This is a genomic window from Rossellomorea oryzaecorticis, assembly GCF_045897515.1.
In the GTDB taxonomy this organism is placed as follows: Bacteria; Bacillota; Bacilli; order Bacillales; family Bacillaceae_B; genus Rossellomorea; species Rossellomorea enclensis.
In genome coordinates, this window is sequence record NZ_JBJOSA010000015.1 from 70,750 (window position 1) to 92,575 (window position 21,826).

At 45.3% G+C, this 21,826-nt stretch carries 26 protein-coding genes; 19 read left to right on the forward strand and 7 right to left on the reverse strand.

What is annotated here, in order from left to right; all coding sequences use genetic code 11:
• The first annotated feature begins 107 nt into the window (after window positions 1-107).
• The 5 genes from ACKA06_RS16010 (at window position 108) to ACKA06_RS16030 (ending at window position 4,190) form a co-directional block, all read left to right on the forward strand.
• Window positions 108-1,385, forward strand: a complete 1,278-nt coding sequence (locus tag ACKA06_RS16010) for an MFS transporter (protein WP_411160118.1) — start codon at window positions 108-110, stop codon at window positions 1,383-1,385.
• Window positions 1,342-1,962, forward strand: coding sequence for a TetR/AcrR family transcriptional regulator (locus ACKA06_RS16015; RefSeq protein WP_411160119.1), 621 nt, complete (start codon window positions 1,342-1,344; stop codon window positions 1,960-1,962). Before ACKA06_RS16010 ends, ACKA06_RS16015 begins: the two co-directional genes overlap by 44 nt.
• 152 nt (window positions 1,963-2,114) lie before the next feature.
• A complete protein-coding gene (locus ACKA06_RS16020; protein WP_074439936.1) occupies window positions 2,115-2,267 on the forward strand; it encodes a DUF3934 family protein in 153 nt (50 codons plus the stop codon).
• 200 nt (window positions 2,268-2,467) lie between these two features.
• Complete coding sequence (locus ACKA06_RS16025; RefSeq protein ID WP_032086164.1) at window positions 2,468-2,668, forward strand: cold-shock protein; 201 nt, start codon at window positions 2,468-2,470, stop codon at window positions 2,666-2,668.
• A 76-nt stretch (window positions 2,669-2,744) separates the two neighbouring features.
• Complete coding sequence (locus tag ACKA06_RS16030; protein WP_411160120.1) at window positions 2,745-4,190, forward strand: DEAD/DEAH box helicase; 1,446 nt, start codon at window positions 2,745-2,747, stop codon at window positions 4,188-4,190.
• Window positions 4,191-4,220: 30 nt separating this feature from the next.
• On the opposite strand, the gene nei is transcribed toward ACKA06_RS16030, so the two are convergent.
• A complete protein-coding gene (nei, locus tag ACKA06_RS16035; protein ID WP_197670427.1) occupies window positions 4,221-5,063 on the reverse strand; it encodes an endonuclease VIII in 843 nt (280 codons plus the stop codon).
• 196 nt (window positions 5,064-5,259) lie between these two features.
• On the opposite strand from nei, the gene ACKA06_RS16040 reads away from it, so the two are divergent.
• The 3 genes from ACKA06_RS16040 to ACKA06_RS16050 all read left to right on the forward strand — a co-directional run bounded on the left by ACKA06_RS16040 (window position 5,260) and on the right by ACKA06_RS16050 (window position 8,393).
• The gene (locus ACKA06_RS16040; RefSeq protein ID WP_411160121.1) at window positions 5,260-6,204 is read left to right on the forward strand and encodes a TRM11 family SAM-dependent methyltransferase; all 945 of its coding nucleotides are present in this window, start codon (window positions 5,260-5,262) and stop codon (window positions 6,202-6,204) included.
• Window positions 6,205-6,327: 123 nt separating this feature from the next.
• On the forward strand, window positions 6,328-6,993 hold the full coding sequence (locus tag ACKA06_RS16045; RefSeq protein ID WP_411160122.1) for a serine/threonine protein kinase: 666 nt from the start codon (window positions 6,328-6,330) through the stop codon (window positions 6,991-6,993).
• 374 nt (window positions 6,994-7,367) lie between these two features.
• Window positions 7,368-8,393, forward strand: a complete 1,026-nt coding sequence (locus ACKA06_RS16050) for a fatty acid desaturase (protein ID WP_032086150.1) — start codon at window positions 7,368-7,370, stop codon at window positions 8,391-8,393.
• 210 nt (window positions 8,394-8,603) lie between these two features.
• Here ACKA06_RS16050 and ACKA06_RS16055 read toward each other — a convergent pair whose 3' ends face one another.
• Entirely contained in the window at window positions 8,604-9,602 is a 999-nt protein-coding gene (locus ACKA06_RS16055) for an inorganic phosphate transporter (RefSeq protein WP_411160123.1), read from the reverse strand.
• A 15-nt stretch (window positions 9,603-9,617) separates the two neighbouring features.
• A complete protein-coding gene (locus ACKA06_RS16060) occupies window positions 9,618-10,235 on the reverse strand; it encodes a DUF47 domain-containing protein (RefSeq protein WP_032086152.1) in 618 nt (205 codons plus the stop codon).
• A 265-nt stretch (window positions 10,236-10,500) separates the two neighbouring features.
• Between ACKA06_RS16060 and ACKA06_RS16065 the strand changes: the two genes are divergently transcribed.
• Window positions 10,501-11,373, forward strand: a complete 873-nt coding sequence (locus ACKA06_RS16065; protein ID WP_411160124.1) for an AraC family transcriptional regulator — start codon at window positions 10,501-10,503, stop codon at window positions 11,371-11,373.
• Window positions 11,374-11,424: 51 nt separating this feature from the next.
• Here the strand turns inward: ACKA06_RS16065 and ACKA06_RS16070 are convergent, their stop codons facing one another.
• On the reverse strand, window positions 11,425-11,916 hold the full coding sequence (locus ACKA06_RS16070; protein ID WP_214873544.1) for a hypothetical protein: 492 nt from the start codon (window positions 11,914-11,916) through the stop codon (window positions 11,425-11,427).
• Between the two features lie 199 nt (window positions 11,917-12,115).
• Here ACKA06_RS16070 and ACKA06_RS16075 point away from each other — a divergent pair, with 199 nt between their 5' ends.
• The 3 genes from ACKA06_RS16075 (at window position 12,116) to ACKA06_RS16085 (ending at window position 14,206) form a co-directional block, all read left to right on the forward strand.
• The gene (locus ACKA06_RS16075; protein ID WP_214873546.1) at window positions 12,116-12,697 is read left to right on the forward strand and encodes a vWA domain-containing protein; all 582 of its coding nucleotides are present in this window, start codon (window positions 12,116-12,118) and stop codon (window positions 12,695-12,697) included.
• 84 nt (window positions 12,698-12,781) lie between these two features.
• Window positions 12,782-13,546 (forward strand): MerR family transcriptional regulator, encoded by a 765-nt coding sequence (locus tag ACKA06_RS16080; protein ID WP_032086156.1) that lies wholly within the window; start codon window positions 12,782-12,784, stop codon window positions 13,544-13,546.
• A 441-nt stretch (window positions 13,547-13,987) separates the two neighbouring features.
• On the forward strand, window positions 13,988-14,206 hold the full coding sequence (locus ACKA06_RS16085) for a hypothetical protein (RefSeq protein WP_411160125.1): 219 nt from the start codon (window positions 13,988-13,990) through the stop codon (window positions 14,204-14,206).
• Window positions 14,207-14,287: 81 nt separating this feature from the next.
• On the opposite strand, the gene ACKA06_RS16090 is transcribed toward ACKA06_RS16085, so the two are convergent.
• Together ACKA06_RS16090 and ACKA06_RS16095 are read right to left on the reverse strand one after the other, a co-directional pair.
• On the reverse strand, window positions 14,288-15,271 hold the full coding sequence (locus ACKA06_RS16090) for a sensor histidine kinase (RefSeq protein ID WP_411160126.1): 984 nt from the start codon (window positions 15,269-15,271) through the stop codon (window positions 14,288-14,290).
• Window positions 15,272-15,285: 14 nt separating this feature from the next.
• Window positions 15,286-15,984 (reverse strand): LytR/AlgR family response regulator transcription factor, encoded by a 699-nt coding sequence (locus ACKA06_RS16095; protein ID WP_214873550.1) that lies wholly within the window; start codon window positions 15,982-15,984, stop codon window positions 15,286-15,288.
• Between the two features lie 186 nt (window positions 15,985-16,170).
• Here ACKA06_RS16095 and ACKA06_RS16100 point away from each other — a divergent pair, with 186 nt between their 5' ends.
• From ACKA06_RS16100 to ACKA06_RS16125, 6 genes are all read left to right on the forward strand, one after another.
• Window positions 16,171-16,923, forward strand: a complete 753-nt coding sequence (locus ACKA06_RS16100) for an ATP-binding cassette domain-containing protein (RefSeq protein ID WP_032086158.1) — start codon at window positions 16,171-16,173, stop codon at window positions 16,921-16,923.
• Window positions 16,913-18,067 carry an ABC transporter permease gene (locus tag ACKA06_RS16105; RefSeq protein WP_411160127.1) on the forward strand — a complete coding sequence of 385 codons (1,155 nt, stop codon included), beginning with the start codon at window positions 16,913-16,915 and terminating at the stop codon, window positions 18,065-18,067. Before ACKA06_RS16100 ends, ACKA06_RS16105 begins: the two co-directional genes overlap by 11 nt.
• Window positions 18,068-18,123: 56 nt before the next feature.
• Window positions 18,124-18,327 carry a hypothetical protein gene (locus ACKA06_RS16110; protein WP_032086167.1) on the forward strand — a complete coding sequence of 68 codons (204 nt, stop codon included), beginning with the start codon at window positions 18,124-18,126 and terminating at the stop codon, window positions 18,325-18,327.
• Window positions 18,328-18,455: 128 nt separating this feature from the next.
• Complete coding sequence (locus ACKA06_RS16115) at window positions 18,456-19,700, forward strand: DUF418 domain-containing protein (protein WP_411160128.1); 1,245 nt, start codon at window positions 18,456-18,458, stop codon at window positions 19,698-19,700.
• A gap of 35 nt (window positions 19,701-19,735) precedes the next feature.
• Complete coding sequence (locus ACKA06_RS16120) at window positions 19,736-20,431, forward strand: MBL fold metallo-hydrolase (protein WP_411160129.1); 696 nt, start codon at window positions 19,736-19,738, stop codon at window positions 20,429-20,431.
• 275 nt (window positions 20,432-20,706) lie between these two features.
• Window positions 20,707-20,907, forward strand: coding sequence for a cold-shock protein (locus ACKA06_RS16125; RefSeq protein WP_032086162.1), 201 nt, complete (start codon window positions 20,707-20,709; stop codon window positions 20,905-20,907).
• A gap of 89 nt (window positions 20,908-20,996) precedes the next feature.
• Here the strand turns inward: ACKA06_RS16125 and ACKA06_RS16130 are convergent, their stop codons facing one another.
• Window positions 20,997-21,209 (reverse strand): hypothetical protein, encoded by a 213-nt coding sequence (locus tag ACKA06_RS16130; protein ID WP_198259553.1) that lies wholly within the window; start codon window positions 21,207-21,209, stop codon window positions 20,997-20,999.
• Window positions 21,210-21,502: 293 nt separating this feature from the next.
• Between ACKA06_RS16130 and ACKA06_RS16135 the strand changes: the two genes are divergently transcribed.
• Window positions 21,503-21,703, forward strand: a complete 201-nt coding sequence (locus ACKA06_RS16135) for a cold-shock protein (protein WP_411160130.1) — start codon at window positions 21,503-21,505, stop codon at window positions 21,701-21,703.
• Window positions 21,704-21,826: the final 123 nt, after the last annotated feature.

Here is a 21,826-nt window from a genome sequence, read left to right on the forward strand (position 1 = left end):
TTTTTATATTTTTCAAAAAAAGGATTGAAAAGAGACATTCGTGTCGATATAATTAAAGTGAGAAAAACGACATGATTGTCTATTTTGTGAAAAGGGGGTAGTGATAAATGGAGTCAACATCATTGGGAAAGAATAAACATTTCATTACGTTGATGACGGCTCAGGCCATTTCAAGTCTGGGGGATTGGCTGAGTATTGTGGCCATCATTACGCTGGTCGGTTTAAAATGGGAAGCGACACCGATGCAGATGTCGTTCATCATCCTCAGTCTGGCATTGCCGATGGCTCTGTTGGGCCCGGTCTCCGGGACGGTTGCTGACAGGATGGAACGGAAGACCTTGATGATTGTATCCGATGTGATCCGAGGGGGACTCATTCTTCTGTTGACGCTTGCTTCAAATGTATGGATGGTGTACGTTTGCCTTTTTCTCATCGGGATTTTCTCTTCAGTCTTTGTTCCGGCGAAGAATGGTAAATTGAAGGAGTTGGTTCCCGATGTTGCGATCAAGGGGGCGATGTCCCTGACCTCGATGATTGATTCAAGCACGAAGGTCATCGGTCCGCTGGTCAGCGGAATCCTCGTCACCGCTGTGGGGACGTACAATGTTTTTTATATCGACTCGGCCACCTTTTTCATTTCAGCCCTGCTGATCTTCACCTTGCCGAAGGCGGTGAGGGCAGTTGAGACTGCCGATGAAAAGGAGAAGAAAGAAAAAGGCACTGCATTTAAGGAAGAATTAAAAGTAGGATTTCAGTTCCTCAAAAAAAGCACCTTTATGATGTATGGATTGTTCCTTTTGGGTATCAGTCTGCTGATCCTTCAATTATCCGACTCCCAAATCATCGTGCTGCTTCGGCAGCTGACGGACGCGTCCCCGGATTTATTCGGTTATACCGTGACGGGATCTGGCGTCGGGATGCTGCTCACCGGGATATTCCTGTCGAAAAAGACGGATTATAACCCATTCATCTATATGTGCATCGGAGTGCTCGGAATCGGTCTTGGATTTGGGGTGATGGGAATCCTGACTTACTATGATGCAGGTCTTTCATTGGTTTGGATGCCGGCGCTGGGATTGTTCGCAGGAGGTACGGCTGCCCTCGTGTTCATTCCATTCCAGGCTGCAGTCCAGGAAAAAACCCCTGTGAACATGACGGGGCGGGTATTTGGAGTCATCAACAGTACCACGACGACAGCCACGATCATCGGTCCATTGGCCGGGGGTGCACTTGCGACAGTCATCGGCATCATCCCTTCCTTTATCGTGACGGGGTCGTTGCTGATCGTATTGTTCGCTGTATCGATTGCGATTCGAAAGAAAGTAGCAGAGGAGGAGAATCATGTCACCGAAAGTAAGCCGGGAACACAAGGAGCAGCGACGTAATCAATTATTGCAGGCTGCAGAGGAAGTCTTCATTGAACATGGATATGAAAATACGACGATGAAACTCGTGATGGATAAAGCCGGGGTGAGCAGGGGTGGTCTCTATCAGTATTTCGATAATAAGGAAGATCTCTTTGAGGCCCTGATCGGGGAACAGCAGCAGGAAAGCCTCGATGAGTCGCTGCAGATGATGATTGAAGACCAGGGATCTTATTGGGACGCACTGTTGATGACCTTTATGGGAGAATCAAAGGAACCGAGCGATAGAATGGACCCGCTCGCACCCTCCAAGCTTGAATACTTCATTACAGGAAGAAATGAAAAGAGAAGGCAGGAGCATGCGAGAGAAAGGTACCACCATGCGTATACAGCGACCACGAAAATCATTGAAAAAGGAATAGAGGCAGGCGAATTTGCCCCCCGATTCGCTCCGGAGGTCATCGCCAGGTACATCATTTCCTATGTCGACGGACTCGCCGTGGATCACGCCATCCTCGATTCAGAAAGCATAAAGTTAAAAGAACAAACCGAATTATTGATCGAATACCTGCGTTGGGGACTGAATGTCAAAGACTGACCAGGTATAGGACTGTTCTTCACCATGCTAAAGGCCCGTCCCTCGCTGCGCTGACGCATTAGCGCGCCGAGGGACGGGCCCTGTTTTTTCAATGGATCTTATGGTATGATGTTGAACTTAAAGACATGCTGCACATAAGGAGGAGGGAACGCATGAGCAAACCGAAGAAAAAAAGCGGAACGGGTCAAGGGACCGGCAAGAAAGGCTGGAATCGCTGGCAGGCAGGAGCCAATAAGGCAAAGAGCAATAAGCCTTATAAGAGTAAAGGTGTGAAGCACGGGAATAAATCGGATGCAGAGAAATAAATGTGTCACAAAAAGCCGGCTGCAGTCAGCGATTTTTAAAAGGATTTGCTTTTAGCTTCATTACCTGTTAAGGTTAGGAAGAATTATTTTTGTTCGGTCTGTAAGGAATGAAAGTATTTAAACTTTTCGCCTTTGATATCTAACTTGAGCAACAATAGTAATAACATGTGGACTTCGACTCCACGCAGGAGGAAACAATTATGCAACAAGGTACAGTAAAATGGTTTAACGCAGAAAAAGGTTTCGGTTTCATCGAAATCGAAGGTGGAGAAGATGTATTCGTACATTTCTCAGCTATCCAAGGCGAAGGATTTAAATCTTTAGACGAAGGTCAAAAAGTAACGTTTGACACAGAACAAGGTCAACGCGGACTTCAAGCGGCTAACGTAAACAAAGCGTAACAGCTTTAAACGAAGGACTCTCTTTGCAGGGTCCTTTTTTTATGCGGACATTTAAAATGAAATGAGGGTGTGTTATATGAATACGAAACGATTTTCCGATTTCGGGCTCAGCGTGGAAATTACCAGGGCCCTGATGGAATTAGGATATGAAACTCCAACAGAAGTGCAGTCCAAGGTACTGCCTGTTGCGTTGGAAAAGAAAGATCTTGTCGTGAAATCGCAAACCGGAAGCGGAAAGACGGCGTCATTCGGGATTCCGCTTTGTGAAATGGTGGAGTGGGAAGAGAACAAGCCCCAGGCACTGGTCCTTACGCCTACCCGGGAGCTTGCGGTCCAGGTGAAAGAAGACATCACCAATATAGGAAGATTTAAGCGGATCAAGGCCGCTGCCGTATACGGGAAATCCCCTTTTCACCGTCAAAAGCTTGAACTGAACCAAAAAACGCATGTGGTCGCAGGTACACCCGGCCGTGTACTTGATCATATCGAAAAAGGGACATTCCCGCTGGACAAGTTGAACTATCTAGTCATAGATGAAGCGGACGAGATGCTCAATATGGGCTTTATCGAACAGGTTGAAGCGATTATAAAGGAACTCCCTGCCGACAGAGTGACATTGACATTCTCAGCCACACTGCCGGAGGACGTCGAATCGCTCTGCCACAAATATATGAAAGACCCCGTGAACATCGAGGTGAAAGCGAAGGGCGTCACCACTGATAAAATTGACCACTCTGTCATACAAGTGGAGGAGAAAGATAAGTTTTCACTGCTGACGGATGTGATAACCGTTGAAAATCCGGATAGCTGCATCATTTTTTGCCGGACAAAAGAGAATGTAGATAAGGTCTGTGACGAGTTATTTGATAAAGGATATCCTGTCGATAAGATTCATGGCGGCATGAATCAGGAAGCCCGTTTTGAGGTGATGGATGAATTTAAACGGGGAGAATTCCGTTATCTGGTTGCAACAGATGTAGCTGCAAGAGGGATTGATGTGGAGCGGATTTCACACGTCATCAATTATGATCTTCCACTTGAAAAAGAAAGCTACGTCCATCGAACCGGAAGAACAGGACGTGCAGGGAACTCTGGAAAAGCGATCACGTTCATCACTCCCTATGAAGATAAATTCCTGGAGGAGATCGAAGCGTATATCGGCTTTACAATCGCTGAAGTTCAGGCCCCTTCAAAAGACCAGGTTGAGATGGCGGCGAGTGCTTTTGAAGAAAAACTGAATCAGGTGCCGGACATCAAATCGGATAAAAGCGAACGATTAAATAAAGAAATCATGAAGCTCTATTTCAATGGCGGAAAGAAAAAGAAGCTCAGGGCAGTGGATTTTGTCGGGACCATCGCCAAAATCGAAGGCGTGAACGCAGAAGACATCGGCATCATCACCATCCAGGAAAACCTGACCTATGTCGATATCCTCAACGGAAAAGGTCCGCTTGTCCTCCAAGCCATGAAAACCACCACCGTTAAAGGGAAGAAACTAAAAGTCCACGAGGCAAGAAACTAAAGAAGGCCCGTCCCGCCGCACGCTGACGCATTAACGTGCCGAGGGACGGGCTTCTGCATGTTGACATTCCGGGCAGTAGTAAAGTCTCCTGGAAGCAGCTTGTGTTTTTTCAATTTCGGTGCCGCATATGAAACAGTGTGCGCCTTCCCGGTTGAAAACCCAGTGACGATAGCGGGAGCGCTTGACACCTTCAGCCTTCAATTTTTCTGCGAGCTCAAGATCATTCGTGATTCCTCCTGTCCGGTAAGATTGTTCCATCAATCGGATGATGGATCCGGCAGCTTTTATAAGTTGTTCTTCACTGCAGTCAATTGGACGGAGAGAGGGATGGATGCGTGCAGCAAATAGTATTTCAGATCTCAGATAATTCCCGATCCCTGCCACGAATCCCTGGTCTAACAGAAGGATCGCCCATCTTCTTCTGAAAAACTTCCTATCTTTTATCCGCTGCAGCAGATCCTGCGGTGTAACCTTTTCACTCAAAATATCTGGGCCCGCCTTCGCGATGAATGGATGCTCGCCGACCTCCTCGTCCCGCAGCACTTCAATATCGGATGAACTGTACAGAAGTGCCGACTTCTTCTCATTATGTAACGCCAATCGCAGCTGACGATTCGTTTTGGGGTAGTTATATGCATTCCTTACGTACCATTTTCCGTAAAGCTGGTTATGTGAGTATATGGTGTAGTTATTGTCAAAGCGGATCAGCATGGCTTTCCCTTTGGTGTCTACCCTTGTCACAACAGCACCCTGCAAGATCTCCTCGTACCCCTGCAGTTCAGGAAAAGCAAAATATACTTCCGCCACCTGTTTATGCTGAAGGGCGCGTTCAATTTGATCGGCCGCCCTCCTGATTTCTGGACCTTCCGGCATACCATTCTCCTCCTTTTAATATAGAAGTTCCCTGAATGATCGTGATGTAATCCCTTAAAGCCCATCCCTCGATGCAGTGACGCATTAACGCATCGAGGGACGGGCCTTCAAGACGTTAAGACGGTAGTTTACAAGGATGGTACAATGGAGAAATAGCAGCTTTGAGGAAATTAACGAATCACACGGAGATGAATTTATGAAAACATTAACAATCGTACCAAGTTCATATATATATACTTTTACCTGGGAACCAAATGAAGAAGGCTTATGCGCATTGGAGAGGCGGGCTTTATTCGGTGTGGACTCCCAATCGGGTATCGTTGAAAGCTCTTATGAAATCGATCCAAGCAGAAGCCCGTTCATAAAAGAGAGACTCGGCGTTATCTGTGAGGGTGGAAGTATAGAAGAATTGATAGAAGAAGTGAAGAAATTGGATTCATTCGATGGCTTCAAAATCGTATTTGTCCAAAATCCCGATCAAGAGAGAGTCGGTTTCAAAAAACTCCGGCACATAGAAAAAAGTGTCGGCCTTCATTTCAAGGGAGAAGCGGACCTTGTCAATCCCAGTGTATTGTTTGGCATCATGAACATCGGTGAACGCTGGATCCTCGGGGAGTATGCCAAGAACGAAGCGGTTTGGCTGCATCATCAGCGGAAACCGCACAGCTATTCAACGGCACTCGGGACACGCGTCGCAAGGGCGGTCGTCAATATTGCCGCTCCCAAAACGGACGGGATCAAACTGATCGACCCATGCTGCGGCATCGGGACGGTTCTCGTGGAGGCGTTATCCATGGGAATCGATATCGTCGGAAGCGACCGGAATCCTCTGATCCTAACAGGAGTGAGGGAGAACATCGCACATTTTGGCCTCGAGGGCGAAGTGACGCTTAGGGACATACGCGAAGTGACCGGGCATTACGACGCAGCCATCATCGATCTTCCTTATAATCTATGTTCCGTCATCACAGTGGAGGAACAGCTTGAAATGCTCCAGAGTGCAAGGCGGTTTGCTGATAAGGTGGTCATCGTCACCGTCGAGGATGTCGATCCCGTCATACATGAAGCCGGGTTCACGATGACGGACCGGTGCGAAGTCACCAAAGCGAATTTTGTCCGTCAGGTTATTGTATGTGAGTAGGCACGGTCTGAATCAGGAACGACTGATAAAAATTACTAAAAGGCTATAGTTGGAGTTTCCTTTTGATACATGCTATATTTGTGCGAATAACAAAGAAAGCAATTTGTATGAGGAGAGAATGACATGAATCAGAAGTGGGAAGCTGCAATTGATTCTTTATCCGAGGTGACTGTCACGTCCCATCCAAATAATGAACCAGTCACGATCGCGGGCGGACATGACCGCCTCCGCTGTATCGGAGTGGGGACGGACGCGGCTGTTTTTCAGCATCTCGATGTTCCACAATTTGCTTTTAAAGTGTATGCAGAAGAAAAGGCTGACAAAATAAAGATAGAGGAAGAGGTTTACAGCATGATCGGGGATTCACCTTATTTCTCCACCTGTTATGCTGCCTATGATACCTTTCTCGTCCTGAGTTATGAAGAAGGTATCACACTCTTCGACTGCATCCTCCAAGGTGTCCATATCCCCCGGCAGGTCGTGGAAGATGTGGAAGCTGCCCGGGATTATGTACGTGAAAAGGGTCTGAATCCCCGCGACATCCATTTGAAAAACATCCTTATGAAGGATGGGCGGGCAAAGATCATCGATGTATCCGAATACGTCCTTCCCGGAAACGATTTCCGCTGGGAGCATCTGAAAAAGGGCTATGAGGATTACTATCAGCTGATTGACGGGAAAGCGGTCCCGTTCTGGCTGGTCGAAACCGTCCGTAAATGGTACAACCAGTGGAATTCGTCTTATGAGGAATTCATGAAGATTGTGCTGAAATTCACTTCGTTTCGATAAGATGACTATAGAGAGGCTCTTCGGTGTCGATTATAACTACAGTACCACCTTAAGACGTTTCCCGAAAGAATCGGAAAATAGGAAAACGCCGATCAGCTATGGTTTTTCATATAAATTTACTCATATCTCAGATTTACACGAATTCCTGATCAAGATGGGAAGCCTTATAAAAATCAACTGAATTTCCGATTTATCCCGCCTGATCCCGGGCATGCTAAAGCATGACTACAACTGGGATCAGGCGTTTTTCTGTGTGTGAATTCAATCAATATATGACACTTGTCATACCTAGGCTATGACACCTACTACTAAAAATATGTTACTGCTTCCTATATAGTTGTTCTTACAACCCAATGAAAAGGGGATCTGAACAAATGACAAATCTTAAAACATTGAAAAAACAAGTAGCACCTTTTGAAAAAGGGACAACAAAAGAAAGTATATGGCAGCTAATCAATACGGTGATACCGTTTATTATTTTATGGGTTCTTGCCTATCAGAGTCTTTCCGTATCGTATTGGCTTGCTTTAGTGCCGATGGTGATCGCTGCGGGATTCTTGACAAGGATCTTCATCATCTTCCATGACTGTACGCATTATAATTTCTTCAAGAGCCGCCGCACGAACCGGATAGTGGGTACCGCAATGGGCGTCCTCACACTGTTTCCGTTTGATCAATGGGGACACGATCATACCGTCCACCATGCAACAAGCGGCAACCTGGATAAGCGCGGTACCGGTGATATCTGGACATTGACGGTTGATGAATACAAGGCAGCACCGCTTAAACTGCGTCTTGCTTATCGATTCTACCGCAACCCAATCGTTATGTTTGTCTTGGGACCGATCTGGGTCTTCCTGATCAAAAATCGTTTCAATCGTAAAAACGCCAGAAAAAAAGAACGCAAAAACACGTATCTTGTCAACGTACTGATCGCTGCAGCCGCAGCTCTTATGTGTGTAACAGTCGGCTGGCAGCAGTTCCTGATCGTACAGGGGTCGATCTTTATGATCTCGGGAGCAGCCGGAATTTGGCTGTTCTACGTTCAGCATACGTTTGAAGACTCTTACTTTGAAGAAGACAATGAGTGGGAATATGTGCTGGCTGCTGTGGAAGGAAGCTCATATTACAAGCTTCCGAAAGTCCTGCAGTTCCTTACAGGGAATATCGGCTATCATCATATTCACCATTTAAGCCCGAGGGTGCCGAACTACAGGCTGGAAAAAACGCATAACAGCATCCCTGAGCTTCAGCATGTGCCGACGATCACCCTGGCAACGAGCCTGACATCGCTCAAATTCCGTTTATGGGACGAAGACAGAAAGAATTTCGTCAGTTTCAGGGAGGTCAAATCGCTTCCGAAAACGAGCATTTCCACACAGGCTAAGCCTGAACTGTAAACAAATAAAAGGTCTGTCCTTCAGCAAGTTGAAGGACAGACCTTTTTGTGATTAAAGACTGTTTTCTTAAAGATTGTTTCTTACGTACAACGGCTTGCGGACTTAATTTAGCTGGTGACCGTGGTCTTTTAGAAGTACAACAAGCCGGAAATACCCAAGTTCCCCTATTCTCTATTGTTCATAGCAGCAAGATATGCGAAAAGAGCCTTATTAAAAGAACAGATTCAATAAATAGTAAATGACAGCAGCAAGGGATGCAGAAATCGGCAGGGTGATCACCCATGTAATCAGCATTCTCTGTGCGGTGCCCCATTTAACCCCTCTCAATCTGTGAGCCGAACCCACTCCCAGGATGGAAGAGGAAATGACATGTGTCGTACTGACTGGCAGATGGATGGCGGTAGCCCCGAAAATAACGGCAGCGCCCGTCAAGTCGGCAGCCACTCCGTTGACCGGACGGATCTTCATGATTTTTCCTCCGACGGTCTTGATGATCTTCCAGCCGCCGATTGACGTTCCGAGTCCCATCGCAAGGGCACAGGAGAACTGAACCCAGGTCTGGATGTCATCGGACGTTTGATAATTGTTCACAATCAGGGCCATCGTGATGATACCCATCGCCTTCTGGGCATCATTTGTCCCGTGTGTAAACGACTGGAGGGCTGCAGTCGCAATCTGGATGAAACGGAAGTTCCGGTTTGTTTTCGCCAGGTTGCTGTTCTTAAATACCACTTTGAAGATGCTGTAAATAATGAATCCAATGACGAAAGCCAAGATCGGTGAAAAGAGCAGGGCCTGAATGATCTTGATGAAGCCGCTGTAATTCAGTGCACTAAAGCCTGCTGCCGCAATGGCAGCCCCTGCAATTGAACCGATCAGGGCGTGGGATGAACTGCTTGGGATGCCGTAATACCATGTGATGAGGTTCCAGGCGATCGCTGCAAGAAGGGCCGCCAGAATAACGGTTGTCCCGTTTTGCAGCGTGAACGGGTCGACAATATCCTTCGTGATCGTCTTGGCCACTCCTGTAAATGTCATCGCTCCTACGAAATTCATCCCGGCAGCAAGTATGATGGCATGTCTCGGCTTCAACGCTTTGGTCGAGACGGAAGTCGCAATGGCGTTGGCCGTGTCATGGAATCCGTTGATGAAATCAAATGCCAGGGCAGCGGCCACGATGAGAAGCGTTAAAATTAAAACTGTATCCATACGTGATTACGCTCCTTACGCATTCTTCATGATGATGGCTTCGAATGTATTGGCTACATGCTGGCAGTAATCTGCAACCTGTTCGAGCTCTTCATATATCTCTTTATATTGGATGATGCGGATCGGGTCTTTTTCAGTGTTAAACAGATGCTTGATGGATTGTCTGAGGATCCCGTCACACTTAGACTCCAAATCTTTGATCTTGATGGAATGCTCGCGCACCTGTGTCCACTTTTTCGTTGACAACAGTTCGACGGCGGCTTCGATTTCATCACTGCATTGACGGATGGCTGCCACGAATTTCAGCATATATTCATCTGCCTGTGTGATACTGTACATTTCGAACATGGCAGCAGTATGCTCAAGGCCGTCCAATACATCGTCCATACTCATCGCAAGCGCAAGGATATCCTCGCGTTCAATCGGTGTGATAAAGACTTTGTTCAAGTCCTTGATTACATCATGGACAAAACTGTCACCCTTTGTTTCAAGTTCCTTCATATGGCCGGAAAAGGTTTTTAAATCAGTGATATTCGTGATTTTATAGTCTGCGAAATAATGGGCACCTTCCTTTAAATTACCCGCAATGCTGCTCAAAAGAATGGCGAACTTGTCTTTTTTCTTGAAAACCATTTCGTTTAAACCTCCACATACATCTTAATTTAAATTACTAAACTATATCATCATAGCGTAAATTGTCGAAAAGAGGTAGTTGTATAATGAAATTATTAGTCTAAAATTTTTCCGGGTTTTCCTTCGCGATTTGAATTTCTTTCTATTATAGTGAGAAATATATAATGATCGAAAATGACAGGAGTGGCCTGCAAAATCCGGCATGAACTGTCGGGTGGCCCTTTCAAAACCCTGTTATTCTATGGATGTAAAGGAGGTTATTCATTTGGATTCACTGCAGAAAATGAATGAGGCTTTGAGTTATATAGAAGAGAATTTGTCAGGGGAAATCGATATGAAGGAAATCGCGAGGCGTGCGGTCTGTTCTGAATATCATTTCCAGCGGATGTTCTCTTACTTGTCTGGCGTGAGCCTGTCAGAATACATCCGGTGCAGGCGTTTGACTCTGGCTGCCCAGGAGCTGAGAGATCAGCACGTGAAGGTGATCGATACAGCCGTGAAATTCGGATACCGATCTGCCGACTCCTTCACGCGGGCATTCAAGGAGTATCATGGGTGCACACCCACTGCAGCAAGGGAAGACCGGAATGCGCTCAAAGCCTTTCCAAAGATGACCTTCCAATTAACCATACATGGAGGGAAAGAAATGAATTATCGTATCGTGGAAAAAGAAGCCTTTCGCATTGCAGGAATAAAGAAGCGGGTTCCCATTCAATTCAGCGGGGTCAACCCGGAGATCGCGTCCATGTGGAGCAGCTTGAATGAAGAAATGATAAAAGAAATGAAGAATTTGTCTGACACCGAGCCATCCGGTATCATCAGCGCTTCAGCGAACTTCTCCGATGGCCGGATGGAGGAGAAGGGAGAACTCGATCATTACATCGGCGCAGCCACGGTGAAAGAATGTCCGGACCATTTTGAGAAGCTTGAGGTTCCTGCCCTGACATGGGCAGTATTTGAAGCCGCCGGCCCATTCCCGGATACGCTTCAAAACGTATGGGGACGCATCTATTCAGAATGGTTTCCATCTTCGAACTATGAACAGGCAGAAGGCCCGGAAATCCTCTGGAACGAGAGTAAGGACACCGGTTCTCCGGAGATTAAGAGTGAAATCTGGATACCGGTCAGGAATAGATAAATGGAGAAGGTAGGTCCCCTTGTGGTCAAGGGGACTTGCCTTCTTTCAGTTTTATACATTCAGCGGTTTCATCCCATAGTGATGCAGTATCTCATTTACGGATTGAAGGTCATAGATCTCCTTCTCCAGGCAGAACTGGATGATCAAATCGAATTTGTCACTGTCTGATAGTGAATATCCAGCTGCACTCAACAGATCTTCCGTATCATCGCTGTTCAGTTCAAGTGCGAGTGCCAGGGAGATGAGGGTGGCTTTTTTCGGTTGATAAGCCGGGTTTGAGCGGATCTTAGAGAAATGCCTGCGGTCAAGTCCCGCTTTCTTATAGATCACAGAGTCCCCTACCCCTTTTTCATCGATGTACTGAAAAAGAACCTGGTTGAACGGGGGTTTCCGGTTGATTTCGATGAAATCATCCAATTCACTGGTTACAATCTCTTCCTTGCAAATATCCATGGGAGCTTCAAGACAGTAGTAGTCGATGCTGTCTTGAAGGTGAAGACTCAGATATTCTTCAAGTTCAATTAACCATTCTTCTTTCAGCAAAGGACAAGCCCCCTTTTTAATTCTACAGCTCCAGCTGGCCCCTCTAGACGTTTCAGACGGATCACTGATGTCCTCGGCCTTCCAACGCTTGCGGGTCCGAACAGGCGCTTCCGATTTCTAATATGTCGCTTTCCAGGCGACCAAATAATGGATGTAGTTGATTATGATTATATCATGAACCAAAAGGAGGAAGATGAACATGAATAAGAATCTGACCGAAATTATTTTCTTGCTGGATAGGAGCGGATCCATGGGTGGTCTGGAAAGCGATACGATAGGCGGATTTAATGCATTTATCGGCAGACAGTGCAAAGAAGGGGAAACCAGGCTTACGACTGTCCTGTTCGATGACGAGACGGAGATTCTCTGGGACGGGATCGATGCCATGCATGCCAGATTAACGGCTGAGGAGTATTATGTGAGGGGCTGTACTGCGCTCCTAGATGCGGTCGGGAAAACCATTTCAGCAGCAGGCAGGCGCCTGTCTCTTTTAGATGACAGTGAAAAGCCCGGCAAGGTGATCTTTGTCATCACGACCGACGGCATGGAAAACGCCAGCCGGGAATACACGTATGAAAAAGTGAAAGGAATGATTACACATCAGCAGGAGAAATACAGCTGGGATTTCATCTTCATGGGTGCTAACATAGATGCAGCAGAAGAAGCACAGTCCCTCGGTATCCAAAAGGAAGATTCTTTTTCATTCGAAGCCACACATGAGGGTGTCGGGAAAATGTATGACATGGTATGTGATGCAGTATCGGATAGACGGATAGACTAAAGAATAACATTTGTTTTTTTCAAAAACCCCTTTACCTTTACGCGGCGTCAACGTGTAAAGTGAAATTGTCAGGAGGTGAGATCAATGGAATATACCGTGAAGAAGCTCGGAAAGTTAGCAGGCGTCAGCACAAGGACCTTGAGGTATTATGATGAAATCGGGATCCTGAAGCCGGCCAGGATCAATTCATCCGGATACCGGATCTACGGGGAAAAAGAAATTGAAAAGTTGCAGCAAATACTCTTTTACAAGGAACTTGGCGTTGAGCTTCACCAAATAAAAGGTATTCTTGAAGATCCCGCTTTTGACATTTCAAGCGCATTGGCCGAACACCGGGAACAATTACTGGAGAGAAGAAAACAGCTCGATCTGCTGATTGCCAATGTCGATAAAACGATTGCCGTTAAGGAAGGGAGAATGACCATGTCTGATAAAGAAAAATTCGAAGGTTTCAAAAAAGATATGATTGATGAAAATGAACGGAAGTATGGAAAAGAAGTAAGAGAGAAGTATGGAGACGATACGGTTAATCAATCGAACGCAAAACTTCAAAACATGTCACAGGAAGAGTACGAGCGTGCGAACAGACTTGCCGAAGAAATTCACCAAACGCTGGCGGAAGCGTTCAAAACCGGGGATCCATCAGGCGATGCGGCCCAGAAGGCGGCTGAACTCCATAAAGAGTGGATATCCATGTACTGGCCGACTTACAGCGGCGAAGCACACGCCGGTCTCGGAGATATGTATGTCGCGGATGAACGCTTTAGAGCCTATTATGATAAAGAGCAGGATGGTGTGGCGGAATTCCTGAGAGATGCAATCTACGTTTATACTGGGATGAAGAAATAGTTGCAATGAGGCTGAAATAAATTAGTTCTGGTTTTTAATTTGTTCATTGTACATTTAGGGTTTAGCTCATTCAGCGGTTGATTGGAGTGAAAGACGAAGACTCCTGCGGGAAGAGTAGCTTATGTGAGACTTGTCTAGCTGCGGGGCTTAGAGGCACATGTCATAAGTCAACTCGTCCAAGAAGGCAAAGAGCGCCTTCGTGGCCGATTCGCCTTATGCCAACCGCCTCTCTTCAAAGCCCCTCCGCTTTTCTTCCCGCAGGAGCTTTAGCTCCGAGGAGGCTCACGGGCTACCCGCGGAAAGCGAAGTCTTGCACGGAAATCATTAGCGTTGTTTAGAGTCCGCTCTAAAATGTTTGTCTTTAAACTTGGGATATCAAGTTTTGTTTTAACCATTCTATAACATGTTATAATGAAAAAAATCAGAAAAGGAGAGTATATTATGAAAGAGAGCAAGTCCAATTTTGAGAAAACCTTTGATGAGATAAAGCAAAGCCAACTCAGAATGGAAAAGGGACAAGAGAGATTTCAGAAAGAGTTTGCAGAAATCCTGTCCATACATTCCGATAGAATAGTTGACCATCTTGACAACAGAACAGAAGCTTTAAACAAAAAAATATATAAAGTTGAATCAGAAATTGAACGGTTAAGCAGACAGTAAAGAAGTATACATTCCCTTACTGTCTGCTTTTTTCGTCTAAAAGACCCCGGCTGGATCGGGATCTGAGCTATTCACTCCCTATTAATGAACCGCCGGGAATTTGATTTTTACCATAAAGGTTTCATTCTTGTGGATAAAATCCAAATAACCCCCGTGTCTCTTCACCACATCATCAATCATCATCGTCCCGAGTCCTTCATGCGAACCTGTTTTCGTCGTATGTCCAAAACTTGCATATAGTTTATCTACTATATGAGGGGGAATCTCTAACGAGTCATTTTTACAAATCAGCATGTACAATCCACTTCTTTTATAGAATTGTAAACTGATTTCAGCTTGTTTCCCTTTGTGTTTCTGGAACTCCTCACAGGCTTCCAGGCTGTTGGACAGAAGATTCCCGAGAAGGGTCACGAGATCTTTATCGGACAAGGGCAAGGTGGACAGAGGCATATCAAGGTCATATACCATCTCGATCCCGCTTCTTCTGCCCCTCCTGTACATATCATGGAGAATACCGGCTGCGCTGCCTCTTTCACCGCGGATGGACAAATTGGTTTCTTCATAGCCGTCCACTAGATCATTTAAATAGTTTTTCGCTTCCGTTATCTCATCGTGTTCCAGCATGAAATGAATGGCGGAGATATGTTTGAGAAAGTCATGACGTTCGCTTCGTACGACTTTGAACGTATCATTCAGCTGTTGTTGTTCATCTTCCAATTGTCTGATCGATTGAGTCAGACCCGACATTCTCCTGGATACTGCAATTCTCAAAAATTCCAAGCCGATGAAAAGCAAAAATAAGACTCCGTGCTCCGGGGCAGGGGACGCTCCAAAATAAACAGCTATCATGATAGATTGCAAGACAAATAGACTGAAATTCCATCTTCCTCCCAATGGTGATAAGGGGAGAAGAATAATCAGATGAAGGTAATATATGACCGGCAGGATCACTAGGATCAGGACGGCATAGTGAAGCTCGAGGGAAAAGCCTTCAAGGAAAAAATGTAAATGAATAAAGCTGAATAGTGCCATATAAGTCCAATACAATAAATTCTGATGCTTCAACGTTTTGCCACCTTCTAAAAGTATTGTTGCTGCAGGAAGTCTACTTTTTCCTTCGTGATCATTGCCTGCGCCTCTGTGCCTTCAAACCGGATCATATACGAATTTTTGGCATAGAGTGAGAAGTTTTTTACAAAGTGAATATTGATGATGAACGAGCGGTGGGAACGGATGAAGTCCCTTTCTCTGAGTTCTCCTTCAAGCTCATTAAGTGTCAGGTAGGTCTTGATTTCCTCGTCTTTTGTATGGATGGTGGTCGACCTGCCCGAGCGTTCGATGAAAATGATATCTTTCTTCTGGATGATGTGGATATCATTCTTTTGTTTAAGATAGAGCCTGCCGGTCATTTCAGCCGATTTCGTTTTTTCCATTAACCGTTCGATTGATCCGGACAGCCGTTCTTTTGTATAAGGTTTCATAATATAATCGTGGACGTTCAACTCGAATGCATGGACCGCATAGCCGCTGTTGGCTGTAACGAAAATGACGGAAATATTCAGTGCATGGGAGTGAATGATGTCAGCAAGCTCATAGCCGGAAAGGTTGGGCATTTCGATATCGGCGATCAACACGTCCACCGTTTCCCTCTTAATCTGTTCGTAGGCTTCCTCGGCAGATGTCGTGGAAAAGACGATTTCAATCCCTGTCATCCCTGACACGATCCCATTCAATTTATCTAAATCAATCAGCCGGTCATCAACCAATCCAATCTTCATTTCATTCAGCCTTTCTGAGTGCAAAGAGATAAAATATTCCAATTAAGGTTACATTTATCTTACCATGTTTTCATCCCGATTTGCCCTTTTCGCGACATGAAATGGAATTTTCGCGACAAAAGGGAAGATTCTTCCTTGATTTGTTTGTAAGATGATGACAAGAACATAAAACACGAGGTGGATGGAATGATTGAAATTCAAGAAGTGACTAAGCAGTTCAAAGATAAAAAGAACTATGTGACCGCGCTGAAACATGTGAAGTTTTCAGTAAAGGAAGGGGAGGTCGTCGGGCTTCTCGGTGAAAACGGCGCAGGGAAAACAACCCTACTCCGAACAATCGCGACCCTCCTGACCCCGACTGAAGGGGCGGTGACGGTTTCAGGATATGATACCGTCAAGAACCCGAATGAAATCAAGCGGATGATGGGGGTTCTGTTCGGGGGAGAAACAGGTTTGTATGAACGTTTGACAGCCCGTGAAAATCTTGAATATTTTGCTGGCTTGTATGGGTTGAGCAAACACCGGACAAAGGTCAGGATCGATGAACTCGCCCGGATGTTCGGAATGAGGGATTATCTTGACAGGAAAGTGGGGGGATTTTCAAAAGGGATGAGACAAAAAGTCGCCATCTCGAGGACGCTTATCCATGACCCTGACATCATCCTGTTCGATGAGCCCACGACCGGCCTAGATATTACTTCTTCCAATGTATTCAGGCAGCTTGTTCATCAGCTGAAGAGAGAAGGGAAAACAATCATTTTCTCCAGCCATATTATGGAGGAAGTATCGATGCTTTGCAGCAAGGTGGCGATGATTCACAAAGGGGAGCTCGTCTACGAAGGCGAACTCGAGGAACTCTATAAGGATGAAAAAAGCCGTGATTTAAACTATATCTTCATGAGTAAGCTTGTCAGGGGGAGTGAACATTATGCTTCGTAGAATTTATTTCAAGGAAATGAAAGACAGTTTCAGGGATAGAAGGACGTTGTTTCTGATTGTGCTGCTTCCGATCCTGATGATGAGCGGACTGACTTTTTTCTATGAAAATATGTTATCCGATGATAAGGGAGATACGTATACGCTGGCCGTGAATCAGGATGCCGACGAAGAGATCCTTGCCAGGATTTCTTCCTATGAAAATGTGAAAATCAAAAAATCATCGGATCCTGCAGAGATGGTCAGCGACGGCGATGCGCTTGCAGGCTTGATCGTCACCGGTGATTTCATGAGATCGGTGGAACAGGGAGAAAAAGCGGAGGTAACCGTCATAGGCGACTCTTTCAGTCAGAAATCGTCAAGTCTGATCGCGATTATCACCAATGAATTCACCACTCTTGAAAAAGAAATCACAGCCCGGCGCCTGGAACAACAGGGAACGGACTTATCCATCATTCAGCCGTTTACAGTCAACCAGGAAGAAACGTCCGAGGATTTGAGCGTCAACATGCTCGCTTTATTGGTTCCGCTCATTCTTGCCATCGCAATCGGAATCGGGGCCAGTCCATCTGCCGTTGAGTTATTTGCCGGTGAGAAAGAAAAGAAGACAATGGAAGCTTTGTTGATGACTCCAGTCAACCGTTCGACACTTGTCCTGGCAAAATGGCTCGCAATCTCGACTTTGAGCACGCTCATGGGATTCATCACCCTCTTGGTCATGATGATTGAAATCACCTTCTTTACGGAAAAATTAAAAGAAGCCATCTCGTTTGGAGATAATCTTTATTTGATCGCCGGCATCTCTTTGCTTGTCATATTGGTCTATGCCGTATTTAATGCTTCGATCATGATGATCACAAGCATCATGGGGAAAACAGTGAAGGAAGCGCAAAGCTACTATACACCTATTTCGATGCTTGCGATGTTCCCGGGGATGATCATCAGCAGCCTGGGCGTGAACGAACTTGAAGTCCATCACTTTGCCATTCCGATCTTGAATTTATTCAGCCAAATGAAAGAGCTGCTGTTTGGAATCGTCGATTATCAGCATCTGGCGATCACGGTTTCCAGCAACTTGATTGTGATGCTCGTTGTGTTCATCATCGGACGCATTCTGTTCATGAAAGATAAGTGGGTCCTGAACTAAGTCCGGCAGAGGAGAAGATGTCACTTCTCCCCTGTGATGAAGAAAGGAAGGTCAATATGAAAACAGGGAATAAGATTGCCCTTTTTACGTCATTATTTGTTTTAATCGGTTTTCCGGTTATCTTTACAGTGATTTCATTATTAACCGGCGACTGGAAGTATCTTTTATACAGCCTGCCGGGGTCTTTCACTGCAGGTTTTACAGGTCTTATCGTGACACTCAAGCATATCAGGAGTGAACGTAAAACGGCAGAAAGATAGCTCTATCTTTCACACTTAACAAAAGGCTTTTACCTTCTGAAAATAGTTGTACTCTTCTCCTCTTCATTTGGTATATAATTTTATAGATCAGTATGTAAAATATATACAAAATGAAGAGGAGAAACCAAATGAAATCGTCACCTGTATTAGGGAAAGAACGGATGGTCACCATTGATGTCATCCGCGGATTCGCTTTATTCGGTATATTCCTTGTTAATATGCCTACGTTCCATTCCCCGGAATTCATGAAATCGATGTACGGTATCCCTGTCGATTATAGTGGAGTGGATCACTGGATTGATGTGTTTTTTGCATTGTTTGTGGACATGAAATTTTTCACGATTTTCTCGTTCTTGTTCGGACTCGGTTTCTGTATTTTTATGAGCCGTGCCGAAGAGAAGGGACTCCGTATGAACCGCCTTTACTTGAGAAGGATCTTCGCCCTGCTGCTTTTCGGGATTGCGCATCTGATCGGACTTTGGTTCGGTGATATCCTTCATACGTATGCGGCTGCCGGGCTGCTGCTTATTTTCTTTTATAAAAGAAAGATTAAGACGATGGTCATCTGGGGATTCAGTTTATTGTTTGCCATCAATGCATTATTCGCCCTTATGCTCTTGATCCCCTCGAGTTTCCTTGAACAAACGGAATCAGCTTCGGCTGCAAGCATGTTGTACGGGAGTATGGAAGAATACTTGCATGTGTATGAGCATGGCAGCTATACCGAATGGGTCTCCTACCGGCTGGGAACCGAGGTGCCTGCTATGCTTGCAAACCTGATTCCAGCGATGTTCCCTGTGCTTGCCATGTTCCTGTTTGGGCTGGCTGCAGGAAAAGCGGGCATCTTCCGTGATGTTGAAAAGCATGCCGGGTTCATCAGGAAGATCCGCACGTTGTCGTTCGTGATCAGTGTACCGTTGGTCCTCATTCTTGCCATGTATATGACAAAGGTCTGGGACCTCGGGGTGAAACAGGAATTTGTCGTGCAGCTGTTCACCAGCTTGAGTGGGCTGACGCTCTGCTTCTTTTATATCTCATCCCTTACGCTCTTGCTGAGAAGAGAAGGGTGGCAGCGTAAGCTCGGTCCACTTGGATTCACAGGTCAGATGGCGCTGACCAACTACCTGATGCAAACCATCTTGTCTGTCGGGATCTTTGTTGGATTTGGCTTTTATGGGGATGTAAGTCTCTGGCTTGGCACCGTCATCTGCCTGGTCATCTTCTCACTGCAAATGGTCTTCAGCACATGGTGGCTGAAGAATTTCCGTTTCGGACCGTTCGAATGGCTGTGGAGGTCGTTTACGTATTTCAGGTTCCAGCCGATGAAGAAGAGAAATGGCTTGGGAGAAGCAGGGAAAGGCAAAGCGGTTTAAGGTAAGAAAGTAGCTTGATGATGGGAGAATGAGTCATGGATTTTCTAGTGGATAAAGTGAAAGACAGTATATATGCTATTGCCTTTTGGGATACGGAGTGGAAATCTTATAATAATTGCTATTTCGTTCTGGAGGAAGACGGAGTCATCATGATTGATTCCTGTAAAGAAGAACACAGCAAGTACCTTCTTCAAGCCCTCCATCATTTGGGGAAAACGGCAGACGATGTGAAGCTTGTGCTGGCTACCCATGGACATGAAGATCATGTAGAAGGTGCACAGATGTTTAAACATGCGAAGAAACTCATTCACCCGAAAGAAGGTGAAGAGATCCGGGGATTTGACCGTGAACTTAGTGACCAGGGAGTGGCCGGGGAGTTCGACTATATGCTAGCCGGTTACCATTCTCCCGGTTCCGTCATCTACTACCACCGGCCGTCCCGGATTCTTTTTACCGGTGACCTGCTGTGCTTTTTCGGAGATCCGCTGTCAAAGGAAGGGCTTGTTTCAGAAGGGAAAGAGCTCCGTCAAGCATGGGTGGACTATTTGAAGGGCGGAGGGGTTTCGACTTCCGACTTACCCGGGTTTCTTGAGGCATTGAAGATTCCCCTTCATTTTCAGTCCGAGATCATGTGCACGGGTCACGGAGGGGTGCTTGTCGGGGAAGTGAATGGATTTATTGAAGAGCTTGTGAGTGAAGCTCGGAATCAGTTGAACGTGGAAACAAAGTAATGATTTCCAGTACTCATCAGGCGGTGTCTGATGAAAAGCTAATATGATGCCGTTTTATTGATTGGCGGTAAATAACTGAAGCATCTATTCGGAGTAAAAAACGAAGTTCCGTAAAATAAAGTTTGCTTTTCTACGCAACACCTGTTATTCTAAGGAAGAATTATTTTTGTTCGGTCTGTAAGGAATGAAAGTATTTAAACTTTTCGCCTTTGATATCTAATTGAGCAATAATAGTAATAAAATGTGGACTCGAATCCACGCAGGAGGAAACAATTATGCAACAAGGTACAGTAAAATGGTTTAACGCAGAAAAAGGTTTCGGTTTCATCGAAATCGAAGGTGGAGAAGATGTATTCGTACATTTCTCAGCTATCCAAGGCGAAGGTTTCAAATCTTTAGACGAAGGTCAAAAAGTTACATTTGACACTGAGCAAGGTCAACGTGGACTTCAAGCGACTAACGTCGTTAAAGCGTAATAGCTTTAATAGAAAAGGACTCTCATTCGAGGGTCCTTTTTGTTTTAGCGAAAAAAGCACCGCCAGCTAACTGCCGGCACTTCTTTCAATTAATTTGAGGCATACTTGACGATACCATGTACATACACAAATGTATCATTGTGCACGCAATCTCTGATCTTGATTTTTCCCTCTTTCTCCAATTGCCTTGCCATCTGCTCGATGTCTTCTCCATCCGCGATCGAATTCGCAGGGATTTCTAAAGAAAAGAAATTTCCACGGCTGGCCTGATTACATTCCTTCAGTAATTGATTTTTATCCATTGGGTCATCCCCTTTCCTTCTATATTCGACATAAAGAGTTCGTTCCCCTTTAAATACCAATTTAAGGATAGATTTTTCGATCAATCCAGTTACACCAAGGGTGAATTGTCATTACCAGGAAAAGGGGACTTTTGAATGTTTGCTTTTCCCTTCCACACCTGTTATTCTGAGTAAGAATTATTTTTGTTCGGTCTGTAAGGAAAGAAAGTATTTAAACTTTTCGCCTTTGATATCTAACTTGAGCAACAATAGTAATAAAATGTGGACTCGACTCCACGCAGGAGGAAACAATTATGCAACAAGGTACAGTAAAATGGTTTAACGCAGAAAAAGGTTTCGGTTTCATCGAAATCGAAGGTGGAGAAGATGTATTCGTACATTTCTCATCTATCCAAGGCGAAGGATTTAAATCTTTAGACGAAGGTCAAAAAGTAACTTTTGACACTGAACAAGGTCAACGTGGACTTCAAGCGACTAACGTCGTTAAAGCGTAATAGCTTTGCTGAAAAAGAGCTCTCCTGATGGAGGGCTCTTTTTTTCGGTGTGCCAGGCATGCACACACTCTATAGGGTTGAAGTCCCGAGCCGTGAAGGTAGTAGTAGCGGTTAGCTGATGAC

Coding starts and splice junctions, on each gene's coding strand:
- ACKA06_RS16020 (WP_074439936.1), top strand. CDS start 2,115: ATGAGCAAACCGAAGAAAAAAAGCGGAACGGGTCAAGGGACCGGCAAG.
- ACKA06_RS16115 (WP_411160128.1), top strand. CDS start 18,456: ATGAAATCGTCACCTGTATTAGGGAAAGAACGGATGGTCACCATTGAT.
- ACKA06_RS16055 (WP_411160123.1), bottom strand. CDS start 9,602: ATGGATACAGTTTTAATTTTAACGCTTCTCATCGTGGCCGCTGCCCTG.
- ACKA06_RS16085 (WP_411160125.1), top strand. CDS start 13,988: ATGAAAGAGAGCAAGTCCAATTTTGAGAAAACCTTTGATGAGATAAAG.
- ACKA06_RS16025 (WP_032086164.1), top strand. CDS start 2,468: ATGCAACAAGGTACAGTAAAATGGTTTAACGCAGAAAAAGGTTTCGGT.
- ACKA06_RS16105 (WP_411160127.1), top strand. CDS start 16,913: ATGCTTCGTAGAATTTATTTCAAGGAAATGAAAGACAGTTTCAGGGAT.
- ACKA06_RS16030 (WP_411160120.1), top strand. CDS start 2,745: ATGAATACGAAACGATTTTCCGATTTCGGGCTCAGCGTGGAAATTACC.
- ACKA06_RS16045 (WP_411160122.1), top strand. CDS start 6,328: ATGAATCAGAAGTGGGAAGCTGCAATTGATTCTTTATCCGAGGTGACT.
- ACKA06_RS16040 (WP_411160121.1), top strand. CDS start 5,260: ATGAAAACATTAACAATCGTACCAAGTTCATATATATATACTTTTACC.
- ACKA06_RS16135 (WP_411160130.1), top strand. CDS start 21,503: ATGCAACAAGGTACAGTAAAATGGTTTAACGCAGAAAAAGGTTTCGGT.
- ACKA06_RS16060 (WP_032086152.1), bottom strand. CDS start 10,235: ATGGTTTTCAAGAAAAAAGACAAGTTCGCCATTCTTTTGAGCAGCATT.
- ACKA06_RS16050 (WP_032086150.1), top strand. CDS start 7,368: ATGACAAATCTTAAAACATTGAAAAAACAAGTAGCACCTTTTGAAAAA.
- ACKA06_RS16080 (WP_032086156.1), top strand. CDS start 12,782: ATGGAATATACCGTGAAGAAGCTCGGAAAGTTAGCAGGCGTCAGCACA.
- ACKA06_RS16015 (WP_411160119.1), top strand. CDS start 1,342: ATGTCACCGAAAGTAAGCCGGGAACACAAGGAGCAGCGACGTAATCAA.
- ACKA06_RS16100 (WP_032086158.1), top strand. CDS start 16,171: ATGATTGAAATTCAAGAAGTGACTAAGCAGTTCAAAGATAAAAAGAAC.
- ACKA06_RS16010 (WP_411160118.1), top strand. CDS start 108: ATGGAGTCAACATCATTGGGAAAGAATAAACATTTCATTACGTTGATG.
- ACKA06_RS16120 (WP_411160129.1), top strand. CDS start 19,736: ATGGATTTTCTAGTGGATAAAGTGAAAGACAGTATATATGCTATTGCC.
- ACKA06_RS16075 (WP_214873546.1), top strand. CDS start 12,116: ATGAATAAGAATCTGACCGAAATTATTTTCTTGCTGGATAGGAGCGGA.
- ACKA06_RS16130 (WP_198259553.1), bottom strand. CDS start 21,209: ATGGATAAAAATCAATTACTGAAGGAATGTAATCAGGCCAGCCGTGGA.
- ACKA06_RS16110 (WP_032086167.1), top strand. CDS start 18,124: ATGAAAACAGGGAATAAGATTGCCCTTTTTACGTCATTATTTGTTTTA.
- ACKA06_RS16095 (WP_214873550.1), bottom strand. CDS start 15,984: ATGAAGATTGGATTGGTTGATGACCGGCTGATTGATTTAGATAAATTG.
- nei (WP_197670427.1), bottom strand. CDS start 5,063: ATGCCGGAAGGTCCAGAAATCAGGAGGGCGGCCGATCAAATTGAACGC.
- ACKA06_RS16125 (WP_032086162.1), top strand. CDS start 20,707: ATGCAACAAGGTACAGTAAAATGGTTTAACGCAGAAAAAGGTTTCGGT.